Here is a 19,630-nt window from a genome sequence, read left to right on the forward strand (position 1 = left end):
GCTTCTATCTTTGAGCCGACCCGTGTCGCAGACCGTTTCCGCCACGCAGCCAGGACCCCCATGCACCATTCGACCCACGACTTGCTCTCGCCCGTACCGGGCATTTCCCGCCAATTGCACAGCTTCCACTTCGGCCCACGGGGTGGCGCCAAAGTGTATATCCAGGCCTCGCTGCACGCCGACGAACTGCCCGGCATGCTGGTCGCCTGGCATCTGAAGCGCCGTCTGGCCGAACTGGAACAGCAAGGTCGCCTGCTGCGCGAGATCATTCTGGTACCGGTGGCCAACCCGGTCGGCCTGGAACAGGTGATGCTGGACGCGCCTCTGGGCCGTTTTGAAATGCAGAGCGGCGAGAACTTCAACCGCAACTTCGTCGACCTGTCCGATAGCATCGGCGACCAGATCGAAGGCCACCTGACCCAGGACCCGGCCCACAACGTGGCATTGATCCGCGAATATCTGCGTCGCGGCCTGGACGCCCACCCGGTGCGCACGCCGTTGCAGTCGCAGCGCCTGACCTTGCAACGGCTGGCATGCGATGCCGACCTGGTGCTGGACCTGCACTGTGACTTCGAAGCTGTGGAGCACCTCTACACCACCCCGGAAGCCTGGCCGCAGGTCGAGCCGCTGGCCCGCTACCTGGGAGCCCAGGCCAGCCTGTTGGCCACCGACTCCGGCGGGCAATCGTTCGACGAATGCTTCAGCCTGGTCTGGTGGCAGCTGCAGCAACGCTTCGGCAAGCACTTCCCGATCCCCTTGGGCAGCGTCTCGGTCACCGTCGAGCTGCGGGGCCAGGCCGACGTCAGCCACGATCTGGCCAGCCAGGACTGCCAGGCGATCCTCGACTACCTGACCCATGCCGGCATCATCGAAGGCACCGCTGCCCCACTGCCCGAGCTACCACGCCCGGCCACACCGCTGGCCGCTGTCGAACCCGTGGCGGCCCCCCTGGGTGGGCTGCTGGTGTACCACGCCCGCCCCGGTCAGCACCTGGAAGCCGGGCAACTGATTGCTGAGGTCATCGACCCGCTCAGCGACCGGGTGACGGCCGTACGCAACAGCCAGCCCGGCTTGCTCTACGCCCGCAGTGTGCGGCGCATGGCCACGGCCGGCATGGTCATTGCCCATGTCGCCGGTGAGCAGGTGTTGCGCAGCGGTTACCTGCTGGCCAACTGATCGGTTAAAACCAATACGTGCGGCGAGTGGTCTGTAGAAGCACAGCCTTCTCAGGACTGCTCGCGCCCATGCCCGCTTCTTCCGACCTTGCCAATACCTGGCTCGCCGCCCGCGGCTGGAAGCCTTTCGCCTTCCAGCGCCAGGTCTGGGCAGCGGTCGGACGTGGCGAATCAGGGCTGCTGCATGCCAGCACCGGGGCGGGCAAGACTTATGCGGTTTGGCTGGCGGCGTTGCGTGCCTTTGCCAAGCCAGCCAGCGGGCGCCAGCCTGCAGCGCTGCAAGTGCTCTGGATTACCCCCATGCGCGCACTGGCCGCTGATACCGCGCGCGCTCTGCAAGTGCCACTGGATGAGCTGGGCCTGAACTGGACGGTCGGCGTGCGCAGCGGCGATACCGGCAGTACCGAGCGCGCTCGCCAGGCCCGGCGCCTGCCAAGCGCCCTGATCACCACGCCGGAGAGCCTGACCTTGTTGCTGACCCGGGCACAGGCCGCGGAAGACTTTGCCAGCCTGCGCCTGGTGGTGGTGGACGAATGGCACGAGTTGCTCGGCAACAAGCGCGGGGTGCAACTGCAACTGGCCCTGGCCCGCTTGCGGCGCTGGCATCCGGGCCTGATGACCTGGGGCTTGTCGGCCACGCTCGGCAACCTGCCGCACGCCCTCGACGTGCTGCTGCCCGGTGGCGGCCTGCTGGTGAAAGGCCGCCAGGACAAGCAACTGCTGGTCGACACCTTGCTGCCCGATGCCATCGAGCGCTTCCCCTGGGCCGGGCACATGGGCCTGAAGATGCTCGACAAGGTGGCCCATGAACTCGACGCCAGCACCAGCAGCCTGGTATTCACCAACACCCGCGCCCAGGCCGAACTCTGGTACCAGGCCTTGCTCGACACCCGCCCCGATTGGGCCGGGCAGATTGCCTTGCATCATGCCTCACTGGCTCGGGCGACCCGCGACTGGGTCGAGCAAAGCCTCAAGCAGGGCATGCTCAAGGCCGTCATCTGCACGTCCAGCCTGGACCTGGGGGTGGACTTTCTGCCAGTCGAGCGGGTGCTGCAGATCGGTTCGGCCAAAGGCATTGCCCGCCTCATGCAGCGCGCCGGGCGCTCTGGCCATGCGCCGGGGCGCCGCTCGCGGATCACCCTGGTGCCGACCCACAGTCTGGAGCTGGTGGAAGCTGCCGCTGCCCGCGCAGCGCTGACGGCTGGCCATATCGAAGCGCGCCGCTCGCCGCGCCTGTGCCTGGACGTACTGGTTCAGCATCTGGTCAGCATGGCCCTGGGCAGTGGCTTTCGTCCTGGTGAACTGCTTGAGGAAGTGCGCAGCACCTGGGCGTTCCGTGACCTGCGCGACAGCCAGTGGCAATGGGCACTGGACTTCGTCAACCACGGTGGCCACGCATTGACTGCCTACCCCGATTATCAGCGAGTCGAAGCGCACCCTGATGGGGTCTGGCGGGTAGCCAGCGAGCGCCTGGCGAGGCGCCACCGCATGGGCATCGGCACCATCGTCAGCGACGCCAGCCTGCAGCTCAAATATTGGAGCAAGGGGGGCGGAGGCAAGCACCTGGGCAGTGTCGAGGAAGCCTTCATTGCCCGCCTGCGCCCTGGCGATACCCTGGTGTTTGCCGGGCGGGTTCTGGAGTTGGTACGGGTAGAAGGCATGACCGCCTACGTGCGCCGCAGCACCGCGCGCAAGGCCGCCGTGGCGCGCTGGAATGGCGGGCGCATGCCGCTGTCCAGCGAGCTGGCCGACGCCTTGGTCGAACAACTCGATGCAGCCGCGCATGGGGTCTGTCTCGGCCCGGAAATGCAGGCCGTACGGCCGCTGCTGGCCTTGCAGTCGCGGTGGTCAGCCTTGCCCACCTGCAGCACCTTGCTGGCTGAGACGCTGGGATCGCGCCAAGGGTCGCATCTGTTCCTCTACCCGTTTGCCGGGCGCATGGCCAACCTGGGCCTGGCCAACCTGATCGCCTGGCGGGTGAGCCGGGTGCAACCGCTGTCGGTATCCATCGCGGTGAACGACTATGGTTTCGAACTGCTCAGCCCCAGCACCGTGGATTGGGCCGCTTGCCTGCCAGAGGCGCTGTCCGGTGACAACTTGCTGGAGGACGTGCTGGCCAGCCTGAACGCGGGCGAAATGGCACTGCGGCGTTTTCGCGAAATCGCCCAGATTGCCGGACTGGTATTCGGCGGCTACCCGGCCGCGCAAAAGAGCACACGGCAGATTCAGGCCTCCAGCGGGTTGTTCTATGAGGTATTCCGTAAACATGATGCCGGCAACTTGCTGCTCGGCCAGGCACGCGACGAAGTGCTGAACGAAGAACTGGAAATCGAGCGCCTGCATCGTCAATTGCTCAAGATGCAAAGCCTGAAACTGGACCTGCGTTCGTTGCAACGACCTGGCCCCCTGGCGTTCGCCCTGCTGGTCGAAGGCATGCGCGAGACCTTGAGCACGGAAAAGCTGGCGGACCGCATTGCCCGGATGGTCACCGAACTGGAAAAAGCGGCAAACCGGCCATGATTAGCTATCTGCCTATCGAACACTGCGGCGAAACGCTTTGGCTGCTACCGGACAAGGCCATTTACTGGCCGGCCCGCCGCACCCTGCTGGTGGCCGATGTGCATATCGGCAAGGCCGCCAGTTACCGGGCGTTGCATCAACCCGTTCCGCGAGGCACCACCGCCGCGACCTTGGCACGCCTGGATACCTTACTGAACGGCTATGACTGCGAGCAGTTGATCATTCTCGGCGACTTCCTGCATGCACGCGCTGCGCTTTCACCCGGCACGCTGGCCAGTCTGCACGCATGGCGAAGCCGGCGCAGCGCGCTGAACGTGATACTGGTACGTGGCAACCATGATCGCCACGCCGGTGACCCGCCTGTGAAGCTGCGTATCGAGGTAAGAGATGAACCCTTGCTGCTAGAACCCTTTGCCCTGCAGCATGAACCCATGCCTCACCCCTGCCACCCGGTGCTGGCCGGGCATGTGCATCCGGTGTATGTGCTGCGGGGGCGGGCACGGCAAAGGCTCAGGCTGCCATGCTTCCTGATCGATGCTCAGGTCAGCCTGTTGCCGGCATTCGGTGAGTTCACCGGAGGATGGTTGGTCGAGCCGGGCCCAGCCACCCGCGTTTTCCTGGCCGGAGGCGATCAGGTCTGGGCGCTGGGCGGCTAATCAGGCGACAGGAGACGGTGGTGGCTCGTCGGGAAGCGTTGGCTCACCAGGCTCCATTGGCGGGTGTTCACCGGGCTCTGCTGGCTGCGGCGTATCGGGATCAGGCTGGTGAGGCACGCCGCCGGCCTGCATGGGCAGCGGGTGCGCCAGCAATGACCAGGCGAGCAACCCGATCTGGTTGGGCTGCAGTACAGCCAGCTTCGCACTGATGGTGGGGTCGAGTTTCATTGGCAGCTCCTGGACGAGGGCCGACACGCTGCATACGTATCGGCACTGTTCAAACTGTTGGAGTGCCATCAGGGAAACTAATTCCCCGCGCTCGTCGGATCAGGTGCGTGGCAGGGTGACGCCGCGCTGCCCTTGGTACTTGCCGCCACGGTCCTTGTACGACACTTCGCATTCTTCGTCGGACTGCAGGAACAGCATCTGCGCCACGCCTTCGTTGGCGTAGATCTTCGCCGGCAGCGTGGTGGTGTTGGAGAACTCCAGGGTCACGTGGCCTTCCCACTCCGGCTCGAGCGGGGTGACGTTGACGATGATGCCGCAACGGGCGTAGGTGCTCTTGCCCAGGCAGATGGTCAGCACGTCACGCGGGATGCGGAAGTATTCGACGGTACGGGCCAGGGCGAAGGAGTTCGGCGGGATGATGCAGACGTCGCTCTTGATGTCGACGAAGCTGCCGGCGTCGAAGTTCTTCGGGTCGACGGTGGCCGAGTTGATGTTGGTGAACACCTTGAATTCGTCGGCGCAGCGCACGTCGTAGCCGTAGCTGGAGACGCCGAAGGAGATGACCCGGCTGTCCTGCTCGCCGCGCACCTGGCGCTCTACGAACGGTTCGATCATGCCGTGTTCCTGCGCCATGCGGCGAATCCACTTGTCCGATTTGATGCTCATGGCGGGGTGTCCTGAAGAGTTGCGAGGGGAAAATCCAGACGCGCATCTTACCGGTCCCGACGCCCGGGTTAAAGTTCCAGTGCCTCATCCCGCGCCGGACGGGGGCTGCAGCCGCCGTCGATCCGAATTTGCGTAAAGCGTTCACAGACCATTGGCAGCTCGTGGAAAGTGGGGTAAGGTGGCGCCACTGTGCTGCACGTGACACCGAGAATCTCTAGTTTGATGCACGATCCTGATCGGCCCATCGCTGAATTTTCTGCTCTCTTTGCGCTCAGTCCCGGCCAGGGTTTTTCCTGACCGTTATCAAATTGTCCAAGGAGACAGAAAAATGTCCAACCGTCAATCCGGTGTTGTTAAGTGGTTCAACGATGAGAAAGGCTACGGCTTCATCACCCCTCAGTCGGGCGACGACCTGTTCGTGCACTTCAAAGCCATCCAAGCTGACGGCTTCAAAACCCTGAAAGAAGGCCAGGCTGTTACTTTCGTCGCTACCCGCGGCCAGAAAGGCATGCAGGCTGAAGAAGTTCAAATCGCCTAAGTCGATTTAGCTTCCTAGCTTTCAAAAAAACCCGCCTTCTGGCGGGTTTTTTTATGCCCTGTGGGAGCGGCCTTGCGTCGCGAAAGGGCCGCAAAGCGGCCCCAGCAATTTACGCATCTACGCTGATGTCCTGGGGCCGCTTCGCAGCCCTTTCGCGACGCAAGGCCGCTCCCACAGGTACCGCGTCAATCTTCGCTGATGGTGATGCTCGGCATCGCCGGCGCCGCCGCTTCCTGCAGCACGATCCGTGCGCCCACCTGGCGGGCCAGTTCCTGGTAGACCATGGCAATCTGGCTTTCCGGCTCGGCGATCGCCGTCGGCTTGCCGCTGTCGGCCTGCTCGCGGATCAGCATCGACAGCGGCAACGAGGCCAGCAGGTCGACGCCGTACTGCGCCGCCAGCTTCTCGCCACCGCCTTCACCGAACAGATGCTCGGCATGGCCGCAGTTAGAGCAGATGTGCACGGCCATGTTCTCCACCACACCCAGCACCGGGATGTTGACCTTGCGGAACATCTCCACACCCTTCTTGGCATCCAGCAGGGCCAGGTCTTGTGGTGTGGTGACGATCACCGAACCGGCCACCGGCACCTTCTGCGCCAGGGTCAGCTGGATATCGCCAGTCCCCGGCGGCATGTCGATGACCAGGTAATCCAGGTCGTCCCAGGCCGTCTGGGTCACCAGCTGCAGCAACGCACCGGACACCATCGGCCCACGCCAGACCATCGGTGTGTTGTCATCGGTGAGGAACGCCATGGACATCACTTCCACACCATGGGCCTTGATCGGCACGAACCACTTCTGCTCGCGGATCTGCGGGCGGGTACCCTCGGCGATACCGAACATCACGCCCTGGCTGGGGCCATAGATGTCGGCATCGAGAATGCCCACGCGGGCGCCTTCACGGGCCAGGGCCAAGGCCAGGTTGGCAGCGGTGGTCGACTTGCCGACCCCGCCCTTGCCCGAGGCCACGGCAATGATGTTCTTGACGTTGGCCATGGCCGGTACCTGGGCCTGAGCCTTGTGCGCGGCGACCACGCAATCGATCGACACCTGGGCCGAGCTGACGCCGTCGAGGTTCTCGATCGCGGTCTGCAGCACCTGGGCCCAGCCGTTCTTGAACAGGCCGGCGGCATAGCCCAGTTGCAACTGCACAGCGACCTGACCGCCCTGGATGTCGATGGCGCGCACGCAACCGGCGCTGACCGGGTCCTGGTTCAGGTAGGGGTCGGTGTACTGGCGAAGCACGCCTTCGACGGCGGCACGGGTGACGGCACTCATGGACACTCCCATTGGCAAACTGAGTACGAAACAGACGCCTATCCTAACCCGTCAATCGTCAGCAGATGCGAGCTTGGGGTGAAATATCTTCGCCGGCCCTTTATAGTGGCCGATCACCCTCATTTTTACCCGAGCCAGATAAGTAGCCGAGCCACCATGTCCGAGCCACGTCAGATTCTCGTTACCAGCGCCCTGCCCTATGCCAATGGATCCATCCACCTTGGCCATATGCTGGAGTACATCCAGACGGACATGTGGGTGCGCTTCCAGAAGCTGCGCGGCAACCAGTGCATCTACGTCTGCGCCGACGATGCCCACGGCTCGGCCATCATGTTGCGTGCCGAGAAGGAAGGCATCACCCCGGAGCAGCTGATCGCCAATGTCCAGGCCGAGCACAGCGGCGACTTCGCTGACTTCCTGGTGGACTTCGACAACTTCCACTCCACCCACAGCGACGAAAACCGCGAGCTGTCGAGCCTGATCTACGGCCGCCTGCGCGATGCCGGGCACATCGCCACCCGTTCGGTGACCCAGTACTTCGACCCTGAAAAGGGCATGTTCCTCGCCGACCGTTTCATCAAGGGCACCTGCCCGAAATGCGCGGCTGAAGACCAGTACGGCGACAACTGCGAAAAATGCGGCGCCACCTACGCCCCGACCGAACTGAAGAACCCCAAGTCGGCGATCTCGGGTGCCACCCCGGTACTGCGCGACTCCCAGCACTTCTTCTTCAAGCTGCCGGACTTCCAGGCCATGCTGCAGCAGTGGACCCGCAGCGGCACCCTGCAGGATGCCGTGGCCAACAAACTCGCCGAATGGCTGGACTCCGGCCTGCAGGAGTGGGACATCTCCCGTGATGCGCCGTACTTCGGCTTCGAGATCCCGGGCGAGCCGGGCAAGTACTTCTACGTCTGGCTGGACGCACCGATCGGCTACATGGCCAGCTTCAAGAACCTCTGCGCACGCCGCCCGGAGCTGGACTTCGACGCCTTCTGGAACGAAGGCTCCAAGGCCGAGCTGTACCACTTCATCGGCAAGGACATCGTCAACTTCCACGCCCTGTTCTGGCCAGCCATGCTCGAAGGCGCCGGCTTCCGCAAGCCGACCGCCGTCAACGTGCACGGCTACCTGACCGTCAACGGCGCGAAGATGTCCAAGTCGCGCGGCACCTTCATCAAGGCCCGCACCTACCTGGACCACCTGCAGCCGGAGTATCTGCGCTACTACTATGCCGCCAAGCTTGGCCGTGGCGTCGACGATCTCGATCTGAACCTCGAGGACTTCGTGCAGAAGGTCAACTCGGACCTGGTCGGCAAGGTGGTCAACATTGCCAGCCGTTGCGCCGGTTTCATCCACAAGGGCAATGCGGGCGTGATGGTCGCGGGCGATGCTGCGCCGGAGCTGACCGAGGCCTTCCTCGCTGCCGCACCGTCGATCGCCGAAGCCTATGAAGGCCGCGACTTCGGCCGCGCCATGCGCGAAATCATGGCCCTGGCCGACCGTGCCAACGCCTGGATCGCCGACAAGGCACCTTGGTCGCTGGCCAAGCAGGAAGGCAAGCAGGATGAAGTCCAGGCCATCTGCGCCCAGGGCATCAACCTGTTCCGCCAGCTGGTGATCTTCCTCAAACCGGTGCTGCCACTGCTCGCCGCCGATGCCGAGGCATTCCTCAACGTCGCACCGCTGACCTGGAACGACCACCAGTCGCGCCTGGAAAACCACCAGCTGAACCCGTTCAAGGCGCTGATGAGCCGTATCGAACCGGCCAAGGTCGAAGCCATGGTCGCCGCCAGCAAGGAAGACCTGCTGGCCGCCGAAGCCCAGGCTCCAGCCGGCAACGGCGAGCTGACCAAGGACCCGCTGTCTGCCGAAATCGAGTTCGACACCTTTGCCGCGGTTGACCTGCGCGTCGCGCTGATCGTCAAGGCTGAAGCCGTGCCTGGTGCCGACAAGCTGTTGCAGTTGACCCTGGACATCGGCGACGAGCGCCGCAACGTGTTCTCCGGCATCAAGTCGGCCTATCCGGACCCTTCCAAGCTGGAAGGCCGTCTGACCATGATGGTGGCCAACCTCAAGCCGCGCAAAATGCGTTTTGGCGTGTCCGAGGGCATGGTCATGGCGGCCGGCCCTGGCGGCGAAGAAATCTACCTGCTCAGCCCTGACAGCGGCGCCAAGCCAGGTCAGCGCATCAAGTAAGCCTCCTGCCCCGGCCTCACCGCCGGGGCAGTTCCATCTGCTGCGGCAATGCCGGACGCTCAAGGCGATTCCCGGCTATCGTCATTCACATGAACGACTACATGCTGATCCTGGCCAGCGCTGCGCTGGTCAGCCACCTGCTCTTGCAACAGCAGCCGTTGAGCCCGCTACGCCTGCAGGTGTGCGGCCTGGCCGGCGCACTGTCGATAGCGCTCGGGGCAAGTGGCGGGCAAGCGCTCGAACAGCTGATCGTGGCGCCCTGGCAGTTGCAGGACCTGCGCCTGTTCCTGCTGCTGCCCTGGCTGGCATTGCTGGCGTGGGGCGTGCCGCATGTGCTGGGCAGGCTGCGTCCGCAGTGGCCCACCGGCGACCTTGCGCTGCCACTGCTAGGCAACGCCCTGCTGCTGGGCCTGGCGCTGCAAGTGACGGGAGATGGCACTCCAGTGCTGGCAACGCTGCGCTGGGGGGCATTGGCCGGCCTGGGTTTCTGCCTTGCGCTGGTGCTGTTCGACGACCTGCACCAGCGCAGCCAGCACGCTGAAGTGCCGGCTGCGCTGCGCGGTTTGCCCATTACATTGATCGGTGCAGGTGTCATGGCCCTGGCGTTCTCCGGATTCAACGGACTTTTCACTCAATGAACTTGATTCAACGCATCGATGCCCTGTTGCCGCAAACCCAATGTGGCAAATGCGGCCACAACGGCTGTCGGCCTTACGCCGAAGGCCTGGCAGCGGGCGAGGCCATCAACAAGTGCCCACCAGGCGGCAGCGAAACCATCGCCGCGCTGGCCGCGCTGCTCGAGGTGCCACTGCTTGCGCCTGACCCGCTGCGGGGTAGCGCACCGCCCCAGGTCGCCTACATCCGCGAAGCCGAATGCATCGGTTGCACCAAGTGCATCCAGGCCTGCCCGGTCGATGCCATCGTCGGCGCCGCCAAATGGATGCACACGGTCATTGCCAGCGAATGCACCGGCTGTGACCTGTGCCTGGCGCCCTGCCCGGTCGATTGCATCGACATGCAGCCACTGCCGGCGGCGGTGGTGCCGATTGTCAGCGGCCTGGCCCACTCCCCCGAACAACTGAAGGCCCGCCGCCAGCGCCGCGATCATGCGCGCCAGCGCCACGAACAGCGAAACGCCCGCCTGCAACGCGATATCGCGCGCCGGGAGGCGCAGCGCCTGGCACGCACGGCCGAAGCCACAAAAGGCGCGACAGACCCGATCAAGGCCGCCCTCGTGCGGATCAAGGCGCAAAAAAACGCCATTGCCGATGCTGCGCCCACAGCGGCCGGGCATGAACATGGCAAGCCCTGACCCACGGTTACGCAAGGCCATGGGCCTGGTGCTGCTGGCCTGCCTACCCGGCCTGCTCGCGACGTTGTGGACGCAGGGCTGGGGCGTGCTGTTCAGCCTGTTGCTGTGTGCCTGCAGTGCCTTGAGTTGCGAAGCGGCACTGCTGGCTGTGCGTCGCATGCCTGTTCTACCGGCTTTGAACGATGGCAGCGCCCTGGTGACTGCCGTGCTGCTGGCAATCGCCCTGCCCGTACAGGCGCCCTGGTGGTTGCCAGTAACCGCAGCAGTCATGGCCATTGGCGTCGGCAAGCAGGCCTTTGGCGGTGTGGGCCGCAATCTGTTCAACCCGGCGATGCTCGGTTACGCCTTTGTGCTTTTGAACTTTCCGCTACACATGACCCACTGGCCAAACCAAACCGTTGGCTTTGTCGACAGCCTGCAACTGGTGTCTGGCGGGGGAAGCCAGATCGATGCCTGGGCGGGGCCGACCATTCTCGATGGCCTGCACCACAACCGCAGCCTGACCATCGACGAACTGTTCGCCAGTCATCCCGCTTTTGGCAGTGTCGGCGGCCGCAGCAGCGAATGGATCAATCTGGCTTTACTATTCGGTGGGCTGTTTCTCTTGCAGCGCAAGGTCATCAGCTGGCATGCCCCGGCAGGCCTGCTGGCCGGCCTGTTTCTGTTCAGCCTGCTGGCCTGGAATGGCTCCGGTTCGGACTCGAATGGCTCACCACTGCTGCATCTGTTCAGTGGCTCAACCATGCTGGCGGCGTTCTTCATCGCCACGGAGCCGGTGTCTGGCCCCAAGGCCAACCTGGCCAGGGTGCTGTTCGGCTTTGGCGCAGGCATGCTGATCTATCTGATTCGTACCTGGGGCAGCTACCCCGATGGCACGGCATTCGCAATCCTGATTATGAACCTGGCGGCGCCCGCCCTGGATCGGTTCGCCCTGCGACGTCAGCAGGTCACGTCATGATTACGCCCATTCGCAGCAGTCTGCTGCTAGTTGCCATCGGCGGGTCGGCAGTAGCGTTAACGCTGGCCTGGCAACATTGGACTCGCCCTGCCATCGTCGATGCTGAGCGCCAGCTGCAGGCTAGTCAGTTCCTGGCGGTGTTGCCCGCGCAGCGTTACGACAACCGTCCCCTCGACAGCGCGTTGCCACTGCCCGCCGAACAGCCATTGCATAGCAAGATCCTCGCAGCCTACCGCGCGACCCACGGCACATTGCCAACAGCCATCGTGCTGGTGAGCCAGGTCCAGGGCTATGCCGGCCCCATCAAGCTGACCATTGCCATCGACACCGACGGCCGCCTGATCGGCACCCGGGTGGTAAATCAGCAGGAAAGCCCAGGGCTGGGCGGCCAGATTGCCGATCCGCAGTCAGGCTGGCTGGCCCAATTTGCCGGGCATGGCCTTGGCGATCGCTGGGCGCTCAGGCGCGACCAGGGCGATTTCGATCAGCTGGCAGGGGCGACCGTTACTTCCCGGGCCGTCATCGATGCCCAGCAGGAGGCATTGCGATATTTTGACCAGCATCGCAGCGAACTGCTCGGAGCCCCCGGCCATGAATAGATTCTGCCTGCTGGCAACCGGCCTGGCTCCGCTGCTTGGCGCGACTCGCAGCTTAACCCTGGCGACGGCCATCGGCGCGTGCATGCTTGTGCTGCCCCTTCTCCACCAAGCCTTGCTAAGCCTGCTGCGGCCCACTCTCAGCGGCGCGAAGTACTGGCTGGCAAGCCTGCTGCTGCTTGCTGCACTTGCCAGCTGCCTGCAACTGGCCCTGCGTGCCTGGGCATTGCCTTTGGCGCTGACGCTTGGTTATTTTCCCGCACTGGTCTGCCTGCAATGCCTTGCCATCGACAAATTGCTGCCAATACAGGGGCGCTGGCGGCAACTGTTGCTCCATCTGAGTGGCCTGCTGCTCGCCTGCCTGCTGCTTGGCGCGGGCCGCCAATGGCTGGACGAAAGGGCTGGCATGCACCTGGCCAGCCTGGCGCCAGGTGGCCTGCTGCTGCTCGGCGCGCTACTGGCCTTGTACAATCTGCTACGCCCCACCCTCACACGTCGTCAAGGAAAGCGTTGAACCCATGAATGCCGCCAAACGCCTGGAGATCTTTCGCAGGCTGCACGAAGACAATCCAGACCCCAAGACTGAATTGGCTTACACCACCCCATTCGAGCTCCTGGTTGCCGTGACGCTTTCCGCGCAGTCCACCGATGTCGGCGTCAACAAGGCCACTGCGCGCCTGTTTCCGGTCGCCAATACACCACAGGCCATCTATGCACTGGGTGTCGAGGGGCTGAGCGAATACATCAAGACCATCGGCCTCTACAACAGCAAGGCCAAGAACGTCATCGAGGCATGCCGCCTGTTGATCGAGCGCCATGACGGTGAAGTACCGCAGACTCGAGAAGCACTGGAAGCGTTGCCGGGTGTTGGCCGCAAAACCGCCAATGTGGTACTCAATACTGCCTTTCGCCAGCCGACCATGGCCGTGGACACGCACATCTTCCGGGTCAGCAACCGCACCGGCATCGCACCTGGCAAGACGGTGCTTGAGGTCGAGAAGAAACTGGTCAAGTTCGTCCCCAAAGATTACCTGCTCGACGCTCACCACTGGCTTATCCTGCATGGCCGCTACGTGTGCCAGGCACGCAAGCCCCGCTGCGGTAGCTGCCGCATCGAAGATCTGTGCGAATACAAGCACAAGAACTCCGACGATTGAGCCAATAGCAAAAACAGCAGCACTGCGATTGAAAAAATCTTTTTTACCGGACTTCGCTTTCTCGTTATAAGGACGGCCAATGGCCCTTTGGCTTGGAGCGACTCATGAGTACCGATAAAGACGACCTGTCGATCGAAGATGACTTTGCCACTGCTGACGACGAAGCGGAGCCTCAGGTAGAAACCGTGAAGACCAACCTGAGCAAGCGTCGTACCATAGACAACCTCCTCGAAGAGCGGCGCCTGCAACGGCAACTCGCCGATTTCGACTACGACCTGTAGCCTCGAACGGAGCCTCCTTCAAGGAGGCTTTATGCAAGCTGGGTTCAGTTCAGACCATGACGCCGGGCCAATTCGATCAGGTCCACCAGGGAGTGAGCATTCAGCTTCAGCAGCAGGCGGGTCTTGTAGGTACTGACCGTCTTGTTGCTGAGGAACATGCTGTCGGCAATCTCCTTGTTGGAGCGCCCGCGTGCAAGCTGCTGCAGCACCATCATCTCCCTTGCCGACAGGCGATCAACCATTTCCGCCTCGCTGACGCCCCCCACCCTGCCATGGGACTTGTGCAATGCCTGGTTCGGGAAATAACTGTAACCAGAGAGCACAGCCTTGATGGCACTGAGTAGTTCGGTGAGCTCCTGCTGCTTGCACACATAGCCTGAAGCTCCCGCCTGCATGCAGCGCATGGAGAAATGCCCGGGCGCCTGGGAAGTCAGCACCAGAACTCGGCTGCCAGGGCTGGCCGCAGCCATGCGAGCGATGACCTCCAGCCCGTCGAGCTTGGGGATGCCGATATCGAGTACGACAATATCGGGAAGGTATTCGCGAGTGAGCTGCAAGGCCGATATACCGTTGTCGGTTTCCGCAACAACATCATACCCATGCCGTTCCATCAGCATGCGCACTGCCAAGCGTATGACCGGATGATCATCCACGATAAGGACTTTATTCATGCGATATCCATCATTCGTTATTCTGCTTTGACGACTGCCTCACCATAACCGAGCAGAACGCTCAATAGCGCGTCAACTCCCCGCACAAATAGCCGAATAGATGAACCTTACGTCGGTTTGGGAATTTTCCTACAAGAAAATTTTAAGACTTTATCGCGAATGTGCTTACGATCACGCCAATCAAAGCTGATCGACTCGTTCAGGCCATCAACCCCACCAACAAATCCCCTCCCCCGGAAAAACTCCACAATTTAGTTGAGGTAGTTAGTAGGTTATTGATTAGCTAAACATGCAGAAGGCAATAATCATGACCGATCACCAACCTGTGGCTCCACTGACGATAATCGCCATCTTCGCTGGCATCATCGAAGCTTCTGCCTTGGCAACCTTGCCTTTCCTCAGCGAAAAAAGTCAGACGTACTACACATGGTTCCTTGTAGGGTTTCCATTCTTTCTTACTGCCCTGTTCTTTCTCACCCTGAATTTCAACTACAAATCCTTTTACAAACCTGACCACGCCGAGCAGAAGCCCCCTCCGGAGCAAGCGGCACATCCCGACATCCAGGAAACTGTAACCATGATGTTCTCTGGCCCTGACGCAGAGAAACTCATCCAACAACAAATCATGCAAACCATTAACCAACCGCATGTCGAGAACAGGCACTGGCGACTGTGCAATATGAACCAACACCGGTGCGTGCTTCTTTCGATCACCCGCTTGCCTGAGGAACTACCCCATGGGCACTGATCAGAGCATGTTCCAAAAGGCAAAAAAAACCCGGCCAGAGCCGGGTTTTTTGCCACTTCAGCTAGTTGCTCAGAGCATCCCGCGGCCTTTGTTGGCAGCGATACGCATGCGCAGCGCGTTGAGCTTGATGAAGCCAGCAGCATCGGCCTGGTTGTAGGCGCCGCCATCTTCTTCGAAGGTCGCGATGTTGGCATCGAACAGCGAGTCGTCCGACTTGCGGCCAACCACGATGACGTTGCCCTTGTACAGTTTCAGGCGCACAACGCCGTTTACGTTGACCTGCGAAGCGTCGATCATCTTCTGCAGCATCAGACGCTCCGGGCTCCACCAGTAGCCGGTGTAGATCAGGCTGGCGTACTTCGGCATCAGCTCGTCTTTCAGGTGAGCGACTTCGCGGTCCAGGGTGATCGACTCGATGGCACGGTGGGCCTTGAGCATGATGGTGCCGCCAGGGGTTTCGTAGCAGCCACGGGACTTCATGCCCACGTAACGGTTCTCTACGATGTCCAGACGACCGATACCGTTGGCGCCGCCGATGCGGTTCAGTTCGGCAAGCACGGTGGCCGGAGTCATGTCGACGCCGTCGATGGCGACGATGTCACCATTGCGGTAGGTCAGCTCGATGTAGGTAGCCTGGTCCGGGGCGTTCTCTGGCGAGACGCTCCAGCGCCACATGTCTTCTTCGTGCTCGGTCCAGGTATCTTCCAGGACACCGCCTTCGTAGGAGATGTGCAGCAGGTTGGCGTCCATCGAGTACGGCGACTTCTTCTTGCCGTGGCGCTCGATCGGGATACCGTGCTTCTCGGCGTAGTCCATCAGCTTCTCGCGGGACAGCAGGTCCCACTCGCGCCATGGGGCGATGACCTTGACGCCTGGCTTGAGGGCGTAGGCACCCAGCTCGAAGCGAACCTGGTCGTTACCCTTGCCGGTAGCGCCGTGGGAAATGGCGTCGGCGCCGGTTTCGTTGGCGATTTCGATCAGGCGCTTGGCGATCAGTGGGCGGGCGATGGAGGTACCCAGCAGGTACTCGCCTTCGTAGACGGTGTTGGCGCGGAACATCGGGAAGACGAAATCACGCACGAACTCTTCGCGCAGGTCGTCGATGTAGATCTCTTTTACGCCCATCGCCTGAGCTTTGGCGCGAGCCGGCTCGACTTCTTCGCCCTGACCCAGGTCAGCGGTGAAGGTCACCACTTCACAGTTGTAGGTATCCTGCAGCCACTTGAGAATCACCGAAGTATCAAGGCCGCCGGAATACGCCAGTACGACCTTTTTTACGTCCGCCATGCCATCACTCCACGGGGTTGTACGGAAAGGGATCGATTCTACCGGCGTTGCGGATAAATTTACAGTGGGGCGACAGCTTCTGACGACAAAGCGACAGGAACTGTCAGCGGCGCGACGCGGGGTGGCAAGGAGAAACGGTCAGGGTGCCTTCGTTCCCGGCACAGCCGGAGCAGCCGCCGCGGGCGCTGCAGCGGCAGGCGCAATGGCAGGGACTGCCGGTGCCGGTTGCTGAACCGGCTGCACCGCTGGCTTCTCCACCTGAGCCACACGATCCAGCTCGATATTCACCCGTCGGTTACGCGCCCGATTGGCCGGGCTGTTATTTTTCACCAGCGGATAGCGCTCGCCATGGAAGCGCACGACGATCTGCTCTTCCGGCACACCATGGGCCTTGAAGTAATCGGCAACGGCCAAGGCCCGACGCCGCGAAGTGTCGCGATTGGTCAGGCGGTTGCCACTGTTGTCGGAATGGCCATTGAGTTCGATGTGATTCACCGTCGGGTCGGCCTTGAGGTAATCGAGGATCACGTCCAGCCGCGCACGGGCATCGGCGTCGAGGTCGAAGCCACCTCCCGGGAAGCCAACCTGGGTCTGGCGCACCTGGTCATAGTTCATCGGCAGCATCTTGCTGGCACAGGCCTGATAGTCGTCATACGCCTTGGCGAAGCTAACCGGCAGCACGCGTACCTCCATCACCCGCCCGCCTTCGCCGGTGTAGTTGCGCACCACCGTACTACGGCCATCGAGCAGGCCGTTGATCAAGCGGCTAGCCTGGCTCTGCGACGAGCTGAACAGTACGCCACTACGGGCCATGCGCACGGCGCCGAGATTCACATCGCCGCGGCCCGGCTGCCAAGGGGCAGCGGCTGCCAGCAAGGTGGCGGACCCTGCACCCAGCACATTGCTGTGCGAACGCAGCTGGAACACCGGCTGCTCACCGGCCTTGCGCACGAACTCGCCACTGCCAAAGCCGTCGATCGGCTGGATCAGACGACATTCGAACTGGTCACCCTCGACTTTCCAGGCGACATTCTCCATGCGGGTCTGGAAGGTCAGTGCGCCGGCCGGCAGGCTGGCGACAAGGGTCAACAGGGCTAGGTAACGCTGGCGCACGGGCGGCTCCACAAATTCTGACGGCTTACAGGCAGGCTATCGGACGCTTGCCGGAAAACTTGATAGCCGTGCTCGGACCGGGGTTTTCCGGTAGCATTGGGGCCTGAGTTCGACCCGCCTGGAATTCCCAATGTCCGATCGCCTGACCCTCCTGCGTCCCGACGACTGGCACATCCATCTGCGCGATGGTGCCGTCCTGCCCCATACCGTTGGCGATGTGGCGCGTACTTTCGCCCGTGCCATCATCATGCCTAACCTGGTTCCGCCGGTGCGCAATGCCGTCGAAGCTGGCGCCTACCGCGAGCGCATCCTTGCCGCCCGCCCGGCTGGCAGCCGCTTTGAACCGCTGATGGTGCTGTACCTCACCGACCGCACCAGCCCCGAGGACATCCGCGCGGCCAAGGCCAGCGGCATCGTCTACGCCGCCAAGCTGTACCCGGCCGGCGCGACGACCAACTCCGATTCGGGCGTGACCAGCATCGACAACATCTTCCCGGCCATCGAAGCGCTGGCGGAAGTGGGCATGCCACTGCTGGTGCACGGTGAAGTGACCCGCAGCGAGATTGACGTGTTCGACCGCGAGAAGCGCTTCATCGACGAGCACATGCGCCGTCTGGTCGAGCGCTTCCCGACCCTGAAAGTGGTGTTCGAGCACATCACCACGGGCGACGCCGCGCAGTTCGTCACCGAAGCCCCGGCCAACGTCGGCGCCACCATCACTGCCCAGCACCTGCTGTACAACCGCAACCACATGCTGGTCGGCGGTATCCGCCCGCACTTCTATTGCCTGCCGATCCTCAAGCGCAACACCCATCAGGTGGCGCTGCTGGACGCGGCCACCAGCGGCAACCCGAAGTTCTTCCTCGGCACCGACTCGGCACCGCACGCCCGTCACGCCAAGGAAGCCGCCTGCGGTTGCGCCGGTTGCTACACCGCATACGCTGCCATCGAGATGTACGCCGAGGCGTTCGAACAGCGCAATGCGCTGGACAAGCTGGAAGGCTTCGCCAGCCTGCACGGCCCGGCCTTCTACGGCCTGCCGGCGAACACCGACACCATCACCCTGGTCCGCGAGGAGTGGACCGCCCCGGACAGCCTGCCGTTTGGCGAGCAGACCGTGATCCCGCTGCGTGCCGGTGAGAAACTGCGCTGGCGCCTGCTGGAGGACAACGCGTGAGCGAAGACCTCTACGAAGACGACCAGGACGGTCAGGGCGGCAGCGGCTCGCGCCACCCGATGGCCGAGCGCTTCCGCGGCTATCTGCCAGTCGTGGTGGATGTCGAGACCGGCGGCTTCAACAGCGCCACCGACGCCCTGCTGGAAATCGCCGCTGTTACCATCGGCATGGACGAGAAAGGTTTCCTGTTCCCCGAGCACACCTACTTCTTCCGGGTAGAACCGTTCGAAGGGGCCAACATCGAGCCGGCCGCGCTGGAATTCACCGGCATCAAGCTGGACCACCCGCTGCGCATGGCGGTGAGCGAGGAAAGCGCACTCACCGACATCTTCCGCGGCGTACGCAAGGCGCTGAAGGCCAACGGCTGCAAACGGGCGATCCTGGTCGGCCACAACAGCAGCTTCGACCTGGGCTTCCTCAATGCGGCGGTAACGCGTAACGATATCAAGCGTAACCCGTTCCACCCGTTCTCCAGCTTCGACACCGCGACCCTGGCGGGCCTGGCCTACGGCCAGACCGTGCTGGCGCGGGCCTGCCAGAGCGCCGACATCGACTTCGACGGCCGTGAGGCGCACTCGGCGCGTTACGACACCGAGAAGACTGCCGAACTGTTCTGCGGCATCGTCAACCGCTGGAAGGAAATGGGCGGCTGGCGCGACTTCAACGACTGAGCCGAAATGCTGGGCCGCTTTGCGGCCCCAGCATCCAGGCACAAAAAAACCGGCCACATGGGCTAATGCCAGTCAGTTAAGACTGACACTTTAAGCTTTAGCCCGTAGGCCGCAAAATCCGATGCTTGGAAACGAGCATCGGATTTTTTATGCGCCTAGCAAAAGCACTGTCCCTCACTCACGAAATGGCCTCAAGGCCAAATGCCCTTGAAGGACTAGGTGCTTTGCTTGATCCGGACATTGTGAAGCAGGCTTTTGAAGCCGCAGGTGTCTCGACCATCCGCAAGCGCCGCCTCCCGCTTGAAAGCCTGGTGTGGTGCATCATCGGCATGGCGCTGTTCCGCCGAATGTCGGCGTGGGACGTCGTTAACCACATGGACATCATGCTGCCCGGCAAACG

At 62.6% G+C, this 19,630-nt stretch carries 21 protein-coding genes and 1 pseudogene; 16 read left to right on the plus strand and 6 right to left on the minus strand.

Going from position 1 to position 19,630, the window contains the following annotated elements:
• Positions 1-60: 60 nt before the first annotated feature.
• The 3 genes from N430_RS26025 (at position 61) to pdeM (ending at position 4,351) form a co-directional block, all read left to right on the plus strand.
• The gene (locus tag N430_RS26025; RefSeq protein ID WP_110639613.1) at positions 61-1,176 is read left to right on the plus strand and encodes a succinylglutamate desuccinylase/aspartoacylase family protein; all 1,116 of its coding nucleotides are present in this window, start codon (positions 61-63) and stop codon (positions 1,174-1,176) included.
• 68 nt (positions 1,177-1,244) lie between these two features.
• Positions 1,245-3,695, plus strand: a complete 2,451-nt coding sequence (locus N430_RS26030) for a ligase-associated DNA damage response DEXH box helicase (RefSeq protein WP_110639612.1) — start codon at positions 1,245-1,247, stop codon at positions 3,693-3,695.
• Entirely contained in the window at positions 3,695-4,351 is a 657-nt protein-coding gene (gene pdeM / locus N430_RS26035; RefSeq protein WP_110639650.1) for a ligase-associated DNA damage response endonuclease PdeM, read from the plus strand. The genes N430_RS26030 and pdeM overlap by 1 nt, the downstream gene beginning before the upstream one ends.
• Here pdeM and N430_RS26040 read toward each other — a convergent pair whose 3' ends face one another.
• Both N430_RS26040 and dcd read right to left on the minus strand, forming a co-directional pair.
• Positions 4,352-4,579, minus strand: a complete 228-nt coding sequence (locus N430_RS26040; RefSeq protein WP_110639611.1) for a hypothetical protein — start codon at positions 4,577-4,579, stop codon at positions 4,352-4,354. It abuts the gene before it with no gap.
• A gap of 99 nt (positions 4,580-4,678) precedes the next feature.
• The gene (dcd, locus tag N430_RS26045; protein ID WP_003258001.1) at positions 4,679-5,245 is read right to left on the minus strand and encodes a dCTP deaminase; all 567 of its coding nucleotides are present in this window, start codon (positions 5,243-5,245) and stop codon (positions 4,679-4,681) included.
• A gap of 328 nt (positions 5,246-5,573) precedes the next feature.
• Here dcd and N430_RS26050 point away from each other — a divergent pair, with 328 nt between their 5' ends.
• Entirely contained in the window at positions 5,574-5,783 is a 210-nt protein-coding gene (locus N430_RS26050; protein WP_003254922.1) for a cold-shock protein, read from the plus strand.
• A gap of 185 nt (positions 5,784-5,968) precedes the next feature.
• On the opposite strand, the gene apbC is transcribed toward N430_RS26050, so the two are convergent.
• The gene (gene apbC, locus N430_RS26055; RefSeq protein WP_054885851.1) at positions 5,969-7,063 is read right to left on the minus strand and encodes an iron-sulfur cluster carrier protein ApbC; all 1,095 of its coding nucleotides are present in this window, start codon (positions 7,061-7,063) and stop codon (positions 5,969-5,971) included.
• Between the two features lie 156 nt (positions 7,064-7,219).
• Between apbC and metG the strand changes: the two genes are divergently transcribed.
• The 8 genes and pseudogenes from metG to N430_RS29525 all read left to right on the plus strand — a co-directional run bounded on the left by metG (position 7,220) and on the right by N430_RS29525 (position 13,563).
• Complete coding sequence (metG, locus tag N430_RS26060) at positions 7,220-9,259, plus strand: methionine--tRNA ligase (RefSeq protein WP_110639610.1); 2,040 nt, start codon at positions 7,220-7,222, stop codon at positions 9,257-9,259.
• An 89-nt stretch (positions 9,260-9,348) separates the two neighbouring features.
• Complete coding sequence (locus N430_RS26065) at positions 9,349-9,897, plus strand: Rnf-Nqr domain containing protein (protein WP_110639609.1); 549 nt, start codon at positions 9,349-9,351, stop codon at positions 9,895-9,897.
• Positions 9,894-10,535: pseudogene (locus N430_RS26070) on the plus strand (RnfABCDGE type electron transport complex subunit B); the annotation flags it as partial. The gene N430_RS26065 and the pseudogene N430_RS26070, both read left to right, overlap by 4 nt.
• 22 nt (positions 10,536-10,557) lie before the next feature.
• A complete protein-coding gene (locus N430_RS26075; protein WP_110639649.1) occupies positions 10,558-11,529 on the plus strand; it encodes an RnfABCDGE type electron transport complex subunit D in 972 nt (323 codons plus the stop codon).
• A complete protein-coding gene (locus tag N430_RS26080) occupies positions 11,526-12,128 on the plus strand; it encodes an RnfABCDGE type electron transport complex subunit G (protein WP_110639607.1) in 603 nt (200 codons plus the stop codon). Before N430_RS26075 ends, N430_RS26080 begins: the two co-directional genes overlap by 4 nt.
• The gene (locus N430_RS26085; RefSeq protein WP_110639606.1) at positions 12,121-12,639 is read left to right on the plus strand and encodes an Rnf-Nqr domain containing protein; all 519 of its coding nucleotides are present in this window, start codon (positions 12,121-12,123) and stop codon (positions 12,637-12,639) included. Before N430_RS26080 ends, N430_RS26085 begins: the two co-directional genes overlap by 8 nt.
• Positions 12,640-12,643: 4 nt before the next feature.
• Positions 12,644-13,282 carry an endonuclease III gene (gene nth, locus N430_RS26090; protein ID WP_110639605.1) on the plus strand — a complete coding sequence of 213 codons (639 nt, stop codon included), beginning with the start codon at positions 12,644-12,646 and terminating at the stop codon, positions 13,280-13,282.
• Between the two features lie 104 nt (positions 13,283-13,386).
• On the plus strand, positions 13,387-13,563 hold the full coding sequence (locus N430_RS29525; RefSeq protein WP_165837387.1) for a PA3496 family putative envelope integrity protein: 177 nt from the start codon (positions 13,387-13,389) through the stop codon (positions 13,561-13,563).
• A gap of 44 nt (positions 13,564-13,607) precedes the next feature.
• Here the strand turns inward: N430_RS29525 and N430_RS26095 are convergent, their stop codons facing one another.
• Positions 13,608-14,234, minus strand: coding sequence for a response regulator transcription factor (locus tag N430_RS26095; RefSeq protein ID WP_110639604.1), 627 nt, complete (start codon positions 14,232-14,234; stop codon positions 13,608-13,610).
• Between the two features lie 307 nt (positions 14,235-14,541).
• Between N430_RS26095 and N430_RS26100 the strand changes: the two genes are divergently transcribed.
• Positions 14,542-14,982 (plus strand): hypothetical protein, encoded by a 441-nt coding sequence (locus N430_RS26100; RefSeq protein WP_110639648.1) that lies wholly within the window; start codon positions 14,542-14,544, stop codon positions 14,980-14,982.
• Positions 14,983-15,051: 69 nt separating this feature from the next.
• Here N430_RS26100 and N430_RS26105 read toward each other — a convergent pair whose 3' ends face one another.
• Positions 15,052-16,269 carry an argininosuccinate synthase gene (locus N430_RS26105; RefSeq protein ID WP_054885859.1) on the minus strand — a complete coding sequence of 406 codons (1,218 nt, stop codon included), beginning with the start codon at positions 16,267-16,269 and terminating at the stop codon, positions 15,052-15,054.
• 138 nt (positions 16,270-16,407) lie between these two features.
• Entirely contained in the window at positions 16,408-17,382 is a 975-nt protein-coding gene (locus tag N430_RS26110; RefSeq protein ID WP_110639603.1) for an OmpA family protein, read from the minus strand.
• A gap of 130 nt (positions 17,383-17,512) precedes the next feature.
• On the opposite strand from N430_RS26110, the gene pyrC reads away from it, so the two are divergent.
• The 3 genes from pyrC to N430_RS26125 all read left to right on the plus strand — a co-directional run.
• Positions 17,513-18,559 carry a dihydroorotase gene (pyrC, locus tag N430_RS26115; RefSeq protein WP_085675229.1) on the plus strand — a complete coding sequence of 349 codons (1,047 nt, stop codon included), beginning with the start codon at positions 17,513-17,515 and terminating at the stop codon, positions 18,557-18,559.
• A 59-nt stretch (positions 18,560-18,618) separates the two neighbouring features.
• Positions 18,619-19,230, plus strand: coding sequence for a ribonuclease T (gene rnt, locus N430_RS26120; RefSeq protein WP_371922801.1), 612 nt, complete (start codon positions 18,619-18,621; stop codon positions 19,228-19,230).
• 125 nt (positions 19,231-19,355) lie between these two features.
• The coding region (locus tag N430_RS26125) for a transposase domain-containing protein (RefSeq protein ID WP_256592188.1) at positions 19,356-19,630 on the plus strand (275 nt) is incomplete at its 3' end.

Origin of the sequence: Pseudomonas sp. CC120222-01a, from assembly GCF_003097235.1 — a bacterium.
Taxonomy (GTDB): Bacteria; Pseudomonadota; Gammaproteobacteria; order Pseudomonadales; family Pseudomonadaceae; genus Aquipseudomonas.